11 protein-coding genes are annotated in these 10,479 nt (G+C 52.0%); all 11 read left to right on the top strand.

Features of this window, described 5'->3' with window-relative positions; translation table 11 throughout:
• Positions 1–10 precede the first annotated feature (10 nt).
• The 11 genes from trpD to PCH05_RS25335 all read left to right on the top strand — a co-directional run bounded on the left by trpD (position 11) and on the right by PCH05_RS25335 (position 10,465).
• Positions 11–1,051, top strand: coding sequence for an anthranilate phosphoribosyltransferase (gene trpD / locus PCH05_RS25385; protein ID WP_127607206.1), 1,041 nt, complete (start codon positions 11–13; stop codon positions 1,049–1,051).
• Complete coding sequence (gene trpC, locus PCH05_RS25380) at positions 1,041–1,865, top strand: indole-3-glycerol phosphate synthase TrpC (protein ID WP_127607204.1); 825 nt, start codon at positions 1,041–1,043, stop codon at positions 1,863–1,865. The genes trpD and trpC overlap by 11 nt, the downstream gene beginning before the upstream one ends.
• Positions 1,858–2,529 (top strand): phosphoribosylanthranilate isomerase, encoded by a 672-nt coding sequence (locus tag PCH05_RS25375; protein ID WP_127607202.1) that lies wholly within the window; start codon positions 1,858–1,860, stop codon positions 2,527–2,529. The genes trpC and PCH05_RS25375 overlap by 8 nt, the downstream gene beginning before the upstream one ends.
• Positions 2,526–3,722, top strand: a complete 1,197-nt coding sequence (gene trpB / locus PCH05_RS25370) for a tryptophan synthase subunit beta (protein WP_127607200.1) — start codon at positions 2,526–2,528, stop codon at positions 3,720–3,722. Before PCH05_RS25375 ends, trpB begins: the two co-directional genes overlap by 4 nt.
• Entirely contained in the window at positions 3,719–4,528 is an 810-nt protein-coding gene (trpA, locus tag PCH05_RS25365; RefSeq protein WP_127607198.1) for a tryptophan synthase subunit alpha, read from the top strand. Before trpB ends, trpA begins: the two co-directional genes overlap by 4 nt.
• 102 nt (positions 4,529–4,630) lie before the next feature.
• On the top strand, positions 4,631–5,731 hold the full coding sequence (gene hisC / locus PCH05_RS25360) for a histidinol-phosphate transaminase (RefSeq protein WP_127607218.1): 1,101 nt from the start codon (positions 4,631–4,633) through the stop codon (positions 5,729–5,731).
• Between the two features lie 25 nt (positions 5,732–5,756).
• A complete protein-coding gene (locus PCH05_RS25355) occupies positions 5,757–6,851 on the top strand; it encodes a prephenate dehydrogenase (protein ID WP_127607196.1) in 1,095 nt (364 codons plus the stop codon).
• Positions 6,852–7,415: 564 nt separating this feature from the next.
• The gene (locus tag PCH05_RS25350) at positions 7,416–8,009 is read left to right on the top strand and encodes an RNA polymerase sigma factor (protein ID WP_127607194.1); all 594 of its coding nucleotides are present in this window, start codon (positions 7,416–7,418) and stop codon (positions 8,007–8,009) included.
• A complete protein-coding gene (locus PCH05_RS25345; protein WP_127607192.1) occupies positions 8,006–8,608 on the top strand; it encodes an anti-sigma factor family protein in 603 nt (200 codons plus the stop codon). Before PCH05_RS25350 ends, PCH05_RS25345 begins: the two co-directional genes overlap by 4 nt.
• 44 nt (positions 8,609–8,652) lie before the next feature.
• On the top strand, positions 8,653–9,240 hold the full coding sequence (locus PCH05_RS25340) for a histidine phosphatase family protein (RefSeq protein ID WP_127607190.1): 588 nt from the start codon (positions 8,653–8,655) through the stop codon (positions 9,238–9,240).
• Positions 9,241–9,331: 91 nt separating this feature from the next.
• Positions 9,332–10,465, top strand: a complete 1,134-nt coding sequence (locus PCH05_RS25335) for a hypothetical protein (protein WP_127607188.1) — start codon at positions 9,332–9,334, stop codon at positions 10,463–10,465.
• The last annotated feature ends 14 nt before the right edge of the window (positions 10,466–10,479 follow it).

The raw sequence follows: 10,479 nt of genomic DNA, 5'->3' as shown, positions 1-10,479 counted from the left end.
AGAAGAAGGTATGAGTACGAGCGAATTCATTCCCGCATGCTTAAACCAGCTGATCGGGGGCCGGGATTTGACGCGCGAGGAAGCGCGCCTGTTGATGTCATCCATTATGGAAGGCGGCGTGACGCCCTCGCAGATCGGAGCGCTGCTAATGGCCTTGCGGATCAAAGGAGAAACGGTCGAGGAAATTACGGGCTTTGCCGAGGCCATGCGCAGTGTTGCCAGCTCGGTGCAGACGGACAACGAGAAGCTGCTGGATACTTGCGGCACTGGAGGATCGGGAATACACAAGTTCAATATATCGACCGCATCGGCCATAATCTCTTCTTCCGCCTCTGTCCGGGTGGCCAAACATGGCAACCGGTCGGCATCAGGGCGGGCAGGCAGCGCGGATGTGCTGGAGGCGCTTGGCGTGAACATACACCTGAGCAGTGAACAGGCCAAACGTTGTCTCGACGAGATCGGCATCTGCTTTTTGTTCGCCCAGCTGTATCATCCATCGATGAAGCACGCAGCAGGCCCGCGCAAAGAGCTCGGTGTGCGAACGGTATTCAATATGCTGGGTCCTCTGACGAATCCGGCAGGGGCAGACCGCCAGTTGCTCGGCATCTACGACCGGAACCGGACGCAGACGATCGCCGAAGTGTTAAGAGAGCTGGGCTCGAAACGCGCACTCGTGGTGACGAGCCACGACGGCCTGGATGAAATCAGCATTTCCGCGTCAACACAGGTTTCAGAGCTCCGTGATGGCGAAGTGCGCACCTATGACATCCATCCGCATGATCTTGGCCTGGATGTTCACCCGCTGGAATCGGTGTTAGGCGGCGATGCGCTCCAGAACGCCAAAATTGTGGAAGCAGTGCTCCAAGGAGAGAAAAGCCCGTACAGGGATGTTGTTCTCGCCAACGCAGGCGCTTGCATCTATGTGTCCGGATTGGCAGACAGCATTGCAGAGGGTGTTCATACCGCAGCGGCAGCGATTGATACCGGCCGCGCTTACGCTAAATTGCAGCAATTGATTCAAATGACAGGAGAGCTGAGCTATGTATCTTGATCGCATTGTAGCAACGAAACATGAAGAAGTAGCCGAACTGGCTGAACGTATATCCATCGATAAAGCGCTGGATGCCATCTCGGGCATGCCTGCCACCAAAGGGTTCACGAGAGCGCTAACCTCGGGGCGGAAGCGCGACATGGGGCTGATCGCGGAAGTGAAGAAGGCGTCACCTTCCAAAGGCTTGATCCGTCCGGATTTCGATCCGGTTGAAATCGCGAAGACGTATGAACAGGCCGGAGCGGATTGCTTGTCGGTATTAACGGACGAGGAATATTTTCAAGGAAGCGGCGCTTACTTGCAGGCTGTGCGGCAGGCCGTGAACCTTCCACTGCTGCGTAAGGATTTCGTCATCGATGAACTGCAGATTTACGAGGCAAGACTGCTTGGGGCTGATGCAGTCCTGCTGATTGCGGCCATTCTGTCGACGGAGCAAATCGCTTCGTTCATGAAGACGGCAGCCTCCATCGGCCTCGATTCCTTAATTGAAGTGCATAGCGAGGAAGAACTGAAGCAGGTTCTCGGATTAAAGCTGGAAGCCGGCGCTTTGATCGGGATCAACAACCGGAACCTGCATACGTTTGAAACGTCGCTGGCAGCCACGGAGCAGCTAAGCAAGCGGGTACCGCCGAATGTGCCTATCATCAGCGAAAGCGGGATTGCCGGCCCTGAGGATATGGCGTTTTTGCGAACTACGGGCGCGTCAGGCGTGCTTGTTGGTGAGTTTTTCATGAGACAGGATCATATCGCTGCCGCCGTCCGCAGCCTGATGGGACCGGTATTAGAGGAAGGCAGTGTGCAGCTGCATGAATAAGACGAAAGTAAAAATCTGTGGACTTCAGGGCGTTGAAGTGCTAAAATCAATGATGAACTTACCGGTAGACTATATCGGTTTCGTATTTGCCAAAAGCCGGCGGCAGGTATCTCCCCAGGCGGCCGCATCGATGGCAGCAATGGTGCAAAACTGGGAGGCTCCTGTCATTCCGCGTACGGTAGGCGTGTTTGTCAATCCGGACATGGATCAGCTCGAAGACATCATGGCGCAGGTCCCTCTGGATGTGATTCAGCTTCACGGTCAGGAAAGCCCAGATGATTGCCGGGACATCAAACAACGCTTCAATGTTGACCTGTTTAAGGTCGTTTCCGTCGGCTCCCAGCAGCGGGAGGACGGGAATCCCGTCGATTTCCGGGAATATGGAGGCGTAATCGACGCCCTGCTGCTGGATACGTTCGAACCGCAATACGGAGGCGGATCAGGCACCACGTTTGCGTGGGATAAAATACCTGAATATCGGCAATGGGCCAGAAGTCTTGATATTCCGCTGTTTGTGGCTGGAGGACTTCATGCCGCAAATGTCGATGGATTGATTCGGGAATACGCCCCGTACGGGGTCGACGTATCCAGCGGTGTGGAAACGAACGGGACCAAGGATCTCGACAAAATCGCAGCTTTTGTGGAAAGGGTGAAGCAGGCATGACTCAACTGCCGGATCAAAATGGACGTTTTGGCGAATTCGGAGGCCGGTTCGTACCGGAAACCTTGATGAACGCTTTGATACAACTGGAGGAATCCTACCAACATTATTCACAGGAGGCTTCCTTTCAAGAGGAGCTTTCTTATCTGCTGAAGCAGTATTCCGGAAGGGAAACCCCGCTTTATTATGCGGAACGGCTCAGCAAACATTTGGGCAAGGCGAAGATTTATCTCAAACGCGAGGATCTGAACCATACGGGAGCCCACAAAATCAACAATGCATTGGCACAAGGTGTATTGGCGAAACGAATGGGCAAGAAAAAGGTCATTGCCGAAACGGGTGCAGGCCAGCACGGCGTAGCGACCGCAACGGTGGCTGCTCTCCTGGGTATGGAATGCAAAGTGTTCATGGGGGAAGAGGATACGAAGCGCCAGGCGCTGAACGTGTTCCGCATGCAGATGCTTGGAGCCGAGGTCTTGCCTGTCTTGTCAGGATCTCGCACATTGAAGGATGCCGGCAACGAAGCGCTTCGCTACTGGGTCAGCCATGTAGATGACACGTTCTATATTCTGGGATCAGCGGTCGGACCGCATCCGTATCCCATGATGGTACGGAACTTCCAGCGGATCATCGGGGATGAAACCCGCCGTCAGATCCTTGAAGCAGAAGGCCGGCTTCCGGATCAAATTGTTGCGGCCATCGGCGGTGGCAGTAACGCAATCGGCATGTTCTACCCGTTCATCGAGGATCGGGATGTAGCCCTGATAGGAGTAGAGGCTGCCGGCAAAGGTGTCGACACCGATTTCCATGCGGCGACGATGAGCAAGGGTACCAAAGGCGTATTCCAGGGCTCCATGAGTTACCTGCTGCAGGACAAGTTCGGTCAGGTTCAGGAGGCCTTCTCTATCTCTGCAGGCCTGGATTATCCTGGCGTAGGACCCGAGCATTCGTATCTGAAGGAAATCGAGCGGGCGAAGTATGTGCCGATTACGGATCAGGAAGCGCTTGATGCGCTGCAGCTGCTGTGCCGTACGGAAGGGATCATTCCCGCGCTCGAATCCGCCCATGCGGTCGCGCAGGTTGTGAAGATGGCTCCGGAGCTGAGCAGCGATGATATCGTCGTAATCTGTCTGTCCGGTCGCGGAGACAAGGACGTGGAGTCCATCATGGCGTACACGGGAGGGAAGCAGGCATGAACTTGATCGACCAGACCTTTGCCAGACTCAAAAAAGAGAACGGAACCGCATTGATTCCGTTTTTGACGATCGGGGATCCGGATTTGGATACTTCGGTCGAGATCATCGCCGAACTGGAGGCTGCCGGCGCGGACATCGTGGAGCTGGGAGTGCCTTACTCCGATCCATTGGCGGACGGTCCCGTCATTCAGCGTGCCTCCCAGCGCGCCCTGAAGCATCAGGTGAATATTGCGAGCTGCATGGAAGCCGCGGTCAAGGCGCGTGCAGCAGGCGTAAAGCTGCCGTTTATTCTTTTTACCTATTACAATCCGGTACTCCAATTCGGCTTGGACCGTTTCTTTGAAGAAGTACGCAAGCATGACATTAGCGGATTGATCATACCGGATCTGCCGGTGGAAGAATCCGCGGAGGTGACCAAGCGCGCGGAGGAAGCTGACGTTCATGTCATTCCTTTGGTGGCGCCCACCTCGAAGGACAGAATCAAGAGCATCTCAGAAAGTGCCAAAGGGTTTGTGTACTGCGTATCCTCCCTCGGCGTTACCGGTGAACGTTCAAGCTTCTTTGACGGGGTGGAAGAATTTATCGCTCAGGTCAAGGAATACACGGATGTTCCGGCCGCAGTCGGTTTCGGCATCTCGAACGGGGAGCAGGCAGCCAAATTTGCCCGCATCTGCGACGGCGTTGTCGTAGGCAGCGCGATCGTCCGCCAGATCGAAGAGGCCATCCCGCTCCTGCAAAATCCGGATACCCGCCAAGAGGGGCTTTTGCAAATACGCGAGTTTGTGGCACAATTGAAGGTAGACTGAACTAAGGCTAGTTAAATCTCGATCCTAACTACGCACTGCGCAATGCTTGCTTTAGTTCATTCTATGCGAAAAGCATAATTTTGCCGAAAGTGAGTGGTTATGATGAAACCGAAATCCCATATTGTGAATCTGCCGGTCTATCAGCCGGGAAAACCGATTGAAGATGTAAAAAGAGAGCTTGGACTTGATGAGGTCATCAAGCTGGCTTCGAACGAGAACCCGTACGGGGCTTCCCCCAAAGCAAAAGAGGCCATCATCAGCGAGCTGGAAAACATCAGCATTTATCCGGATGGTGGCGCTGTAGAGCTGACTGCGGATCTCGCAAGCTTTTTGGGTGTGAATACCAATCAAATCATTTTCGGCTGCGGCTCCGACGAAATTATCGCTTTGCTTACGCGTGCGTTTTTCGTACCGGGGGATGAAACGATCATGGCGGATCAGACGTTTTCGGTGTACAAAAGCAATGCGGATATCGAAGGTGCGGTCAGCATCGAAGTGCCGCTTGTCAATGGGACCCATGATTTGGATGCCATGCTTGCCAAGGTCAATGATCGCACGAAAATCATTTGGGTCTGCAATCCGAACAATCCGACAGGCACCATTTTGCCTGAAGCGGAACTGACGGCTTTCTTGGATAAAGTACCTGCGCATGTGATGGTTGTTCTTGATGAGGCTTATTGCGAATACGTAACGGATCCTGCCTACCCGAACAGCATTCCTTATTTGGCAAAGTATCCGAACGTGGTGATTTTGCGCACATTTTCGAAAATCTACGGTCTTGCGTCGCTGCGAATCGGCTACGGCATCGGACAGCCTGAGGTCATCAAACTGATCAACCAGGTGCGCGAGCCTTTCAACACGACGCGTGTAGCCCAAGCTGCTGCGAAAGCGGCTTTGAAGGATCAGGAATACATCGATTCCTGCCGGACGGCGAACAGCAACGGCATCGTACAGCTTCAAGGTGAATTTGACCGTCTGGGTCTGGAATACTTCCCGGCGCACGGCAATTTCATCATGGTGGATGTACGCAAGCCTGCAGGCGAAATATTCGAGGCGCTGCTTCGCAAAGGCGTTATCATCCGGGCGGGCCACCACAAGTATCCGACGCATATCCGCGTGACGGTAGGCTCCCAAGAACAAAATAAAGCATTTATTCATGCTCTAGAGCAGGTCCTTAAAGAACAAGAAGCTCTCGTGCAGTAGGATGCGAACAATCAAGTGAGGTAGCATGACGACGAAAATCGCTATTTTCGGAGTGGGACTTATCGGCGGCTCCCTGGCGCTTTGCTTTAAAGGCAAGCCGGGGATTACCGTCGTGGGCCATGCCCACAGACCCGCCTCCGCAGAAAAATACATCAGCCGTGGCGTCGTTGACGAAGCCACGGTATCAATCGAAGAAGCGGCTATGGATGCCGACTTTATTTTTTTATGTGTACCCGTTGGGAAATTAGATGAATACCTGACTAAACTGAGTACCCTGCCTCTGAAAAAGGGCTGTGTCATCACGGACGTCGGTAGCACCAAAGCAAGCATTGCCGCCGCCGCAGCCAGCCTGAAGCTTAAGGATGCCTATTTTATTGGCGGACATCCCATGGCTGGCTCGGAACGCTCCGGCGTCGAAGCGGCCACGCCGCTGCTGTTCGAAAATGCCTATTATGTCCTGACGCCGCCGCCCGGGCTGCCTGACGATGTATATGCATCGCTTACGCAGCTGCTGGCATACACGCGCGCGCAGATTGTCAGAGTGGATCCGGTGGAGCATGACCGCATTGTCGGCGCCATCAGCCATCTGCCGCATATCATCGCTGTAGCGCTGGTCAATCAGGTATGTGACTATAATGAAACGAACCCGCTGTATCGCAGGCTTGCAGCCGGAGGCTTCCGGGACATTACGCGGATCGCTTCCAGCGATCCGGTCATCTGGCGCGATATTCTGATCAACAACCGCGAGATCATGCTGCAGATGCTTTCGGATTGGAACGAAGGGGTCGCCTCGTTCGTCAAGATGCTTGAGGCCGAGGACGGTGAAGGCATCATCGAGGCGTTCGCGAAAGCGAATGATTTCCGCAGCGAGCTTCCGGAGCGCCGTAAAGGCATGATTACGTCCTCCTTTGATCTTTACATTGATGTACCCGACCATCCGGGTATCATCGGTAAGATCGCGACAGAGCTCGGCATGAATCACATTAACCTGAGTAATATGCAGATTATTGAGAGCAGGGAGGATGTGCCCGGCATCATGAGGCTGTCCTTCCGGCAGGAAGCGGATATGGAACGTGCCAAAGATCTGCTGAAACATATGGATTACAGCATTTCGCTGTAATCCATAAAACGTTTCCAAATCAAGTTGAATATAGGGTTGACAAAATGAAAACGTATACATATAATAAAAGTACAGTATGGTTTCTCTCCACTCCTATCCAAAAACTACGTTGCTCTAGAATGAGCGACAGGCCGCCAACATTGGCGGCCCTTTTTTTTGTTCATCATTAGTTTTTTGAAACGAACACGACCCTCTCAAACGAGAGCGAACAAGCCTCTCCATGCGTGGGGCTTCTTTTTAATAAAAAATATGCATTTTCTAGCAACCTTTTCCGGCTTTGCTTCGTCTAATACTATGTTCATTCTATGATCTGAGAGACAAAAATGTAGCTGCATCAGTAAAATCCGCCAATTTGTGCAGGGTTTAACTGACGAGGAAGCGACAATATGCTACAATGAAATAGATATTTTTATAGAATCGTTGGAGAAAATGCCGATACATAGGGGAAATGACAACGGCACCAGCGTGAAGATTCGACCGCAACTTTTCATATCCTGTTCGGTACTAATATACGACTGAATCGAACGGGGTTGCTTTTTGTACGGGCGAGGAGGTTACATAAAAATGACGGATTCCCAGATGATTAGGGAGATCAAGGAGGGCAATGTTGAGCTCTTCTCTGAGTTAATGCGCCGTTATCAGCGGAAAATATTGGCTTTTGTTTATCATATGCTGAAAAGCTCCCACATGGAGCTTATGGCTGAAGACTTATGTTCCGAGACGTTTTATAAGGCTTTTCGCAGTTTGCACTCCTTTCGCGAGGTCGACGCTTCTTTCTCGACATGGTTATACACGATTGCACGGAACACCGTGCTCAGCGAATTGAGAAAGCAAAGAGGCGCTCATGTTCCTTTGGAGGAAAGCGGGGTTACCCCGGTGGCGCCGGCTGAGATCGCACCGGAGCAGGCCATTCTGCGCAATGAAAAAGTAGAGCTTGTCCGCGAGGCCATTAACAATTTGCCGGAGAAACAACGGTCAGCCTTAATCCTTCGAGAGTACGACCAATTGGACTACCAGGAAATTGCCGATATTTTGGGACAGAGTGTCAGTTCGGTCAAATCCTTGCTGTTCAGAGCCCGATCCAGTGTCAAAGTGCAGCTGGAACCGTATTTTTATGAGCTTAATTATGAACAATACGAAGGGATGAAAAGCAGATGACTTGCGATGAGGCTCAAGAAATATTCGGACTGTTATCGGATATGGATGAGCATGATCCAAGACGGCGGAGGCTGGAGTTACATATCGCCACATGCAGCGACTGCGCGGCAGAATATGAGATGTGGATGGAGAGCCGAAGTTTTTTTATGGAGATGCAGGAGGAAGCCTCCGAAGAACGCGCCGAAGAGGTCAACCGGAATGTCATGGATCGGATTTACCGCGAAGCCCCTTGGCTGATACCCGACCAAAGCAAACCGTTCGACGTGCCGGCGGCAGTCAGAAAGCATCTTTCGCTATGGATCGCCGGTTTTGTTATGGTGTTTCTGTGCAGCTTCCTCTACTTTATGCTGATGGATAGACCGCAGGTCAAGGAAACGGCACAGGCTGCTACCGGCATTTTACCCACGGGAATAGCGGGGCATGCGACTTTGGCATCAGATCTGTTAAGCTACGACATTCCCTCGACCAACAGTGGTATCATCGAACCTTTTGTCGTGGGTATGGGACCTTCGCATCCGCAATACTGGATGGTGTTGTCGGTGCTAGGCGTGGCCATGGCTTTGTTTTCACTGCGAAAATTAAGCCAGATGCGTAAATAAATTGATTTTTTCTCGGATTACAGACAGAAAAGGTGGATTCAGATATGATGATTGGCCTAATCCGGCATGGATTGACGGACTGGAACCGGCTGGGCAAAATTCAAGGACAGAGCGATATTCCGCTGAATGATGAGGGCAGACAGCAGGCCGAGCTGTTGGGTGAGCGTCTGCTTCACGAGGAATACACCTGGGACTTTTTGATCAGCAGCAAGCTGTCCCGCGCCGAGGAGACCGGACGGATTATCGCCTCCAAGCTGAACATCCCTATGCTGGAACCGGATCCCAGATTGAATGAACGCTCCTTCGGGAAGGTTGAAGGCTTGACTCTAGCCGAAAGGGAGAGCAAATGGGGCCGGGATTGGCATCTGCAGGAGCTTGGGCAGGAAAAGGACCCGGAGATTCAAGCCCGGGGGCTCGCTTTTATGGAAGAAATGTGGAACCTGTATCCGGACAAAAACATGCTCGTGATTTCGCACGGCGGATTTCTGGCTCAACTATACCGTTCTTTATATAAGGATCGATATACGGAGAGGATCGGGAATTTGTCCTTAACGATCCTTGAGAAAAAGGACCTGGAATGGGTGCCCCTTCTCTACAATTGCACACGTCATCTCTTGGAAAACAAGGCATAACCCGAAAGCATTCGGGTTATTTTTTTTGCCTTCGCCGAATAAAAATTGTAATAATTCCCATAATGGTATTAAAACGGCGAGGCGATCAGAGATGAATTTAGCGGATATGCTGACATACGCGGATATCGGCCAGCTGACTACCATTGCGGAGCATTACGACTGCGAATGCAAGCGAAATTCTAAGCATGAACTGATCCAAAGCATCCTGGTGATGCTTAACCGCAGGGAATTCATTGAGCAACAGGTTAGCAGCTGTTCCGCCCAAGACTTGCGTTTTCTCAATACCCTATTGTTTGACAACCGCAGCGCTTACAGCTTGGAAGAACTGCAGGCATTGATCGGTCAGACGGCTTTTGGCGGTGAGCAGGAGCCTGCGAAGAAAACCGAAAGTCCGAGGGAAGCCATTGCACGCTACAAAAGGAGCGGCTGGCTATTTAACGGTATGACACAAAGCACTAAATATTTGTTCCAGATGCCGAACGATCTAAAGGAAAGATTCAGGCTTGAGCTGGGCATGATGATCCGCAAGCAGATCAACCGGACAAGCGAGCCTCAGGCTTATCGGGAAGAGCAAAATTTGTGCGCAGAGGATTTGCGATTGTTTCTGAGGTACATCCGGGATCAAGATATCGACCTGAATCAGGAGGTAGTCATGTACCGGCGCCAGCAGCAGCAGATCATGGAGATGTTTCATGTCCGTGAGCCGTTGGTGCTGAAGGGTGGCTGGAGGTTCGGCTACGGCAGGACGTTCAGCGCTTACCCGAGCCGGTTGGCTTTACTCTACGATTTTGCCTACTATCACGAATATATTGCCGAAGACGGATTGAAGCTGCGCTTGACGCCCAAAGGAAGGGAAATGCTGGACGGCGGCATGAAAGAGAGCATGGTACAAATTTTTCGTTTCTGGTTAAGACTGTATAAACAAGCCGTGCCTAACCTGACTTCATTGGTGTATTGGACAAGCGAGTGCGCCAAGGAATGGGTTACGGTCACTTCCCTGCATCAAGCATTAGGGTGGCTCATCAAGCCCTATTTCTACGATACGGCTGAGTCGATTCTGAATGAGCGGATTCTCGGGATGATGCTTCATTTGGGAATGATCCGCATCGGGGAAAGCCTGGAACACGGACAGGTTGTTCAAATGACCGCTTGGGGGCAAAAGGTGGCCGGAAAAAGCTCCATTTTGGGCAGCGGCGCTCTTCATGCATCCATTGACAAACTTTAAGCGGAGTTTTAAAA

The organism is Paenibacillus chibensis (genome assembly GCF_004001045.1).
GTDB classification, from domain to species: domain Bacteria; phylum Bacillota; class Bacilli; order Paenibacillales; family Paenibacillaceae; genus Paenibacillus_AQ; species Paenibacillus_AQ chibensis.
This window is presented reverse-complemented; position numbering and strand designations above follow the sequence as displayed.

Bases quoted from the DNA above. Each gene is read 5' to 3' on its own strand.
- PCH05_RS25375 (WP_127607202.1), top strand. From the start codon at position 1,858: ATGAATAAGACGAAAGTAAAAATCTGTGGACTTCAGGGCGTTGAAGTG.
- hisC (WP_127607218.1), top strand. From the start codon at position 4,631: ATGAAACCGAAATCCCATATTGTGAATCTGCCGGTCTATCAGCCGGGA.
- PCH05_RS25340 (WP_127607190.1), top strand. From the start codon at position 8,653: ATGATGATTGGCCTAATCCGGCATGGATTGACGGACTGGAACCGGCTG.
- PCH05_RS25335 (WP_127607188.1), top strand. From the start codon at position 9,332: ATGAATTTAGCGGATATGCTGACATACGCGGATATCGGCCAGCTGACT.
- trpC (WP_127607204.1), top strand. From the start codon at position 1,041: ATGTATCTTGATCGCATTGTAGCAACGAAACATGAAGAAGTAGCCGAA.
- trpA (WP_127607198.1), top strand. From the start codon at position 3,719: ATGAACTTGATCGACCAGACCTTTGCCAGACTCAAAAAAGAGAACGGA.
- trpB (WP_127607200.1), top strand. From the start codon at position 2,526: ATGACTCAACTGCCGGATCAAAATGGACGTTTTGGCGAATTCGGAGGC.
- PCH05_RS25345 (WP_127607192.1), top strand. From the start codon at position 8,006: ATGACTTGCGATGAGGCTCAAGAAATATTCGGACTGTTATCGGATATG.
- PCH05_RS25355 (WP_127607196.1), top strand. From the start codon at position 5,757: ATGACGACGAAAATCGCTATTTTCGGAGTGGGACTTATCGGCGGCTCC.
- trpD (WP_127607206.1), top strand. From the start codon at position 11: ATGAGTACGAGCGAATTCATTCCCGCATGCTTAAACCAGCTGATCGGG.
- PCH05_RS25350 (WP_127607194.1), top strand. From the start codon at position 7,416: ATGACGGATTCCCAGATGATTAGGGAGATCAAGGAGGGCAATGTTGAG.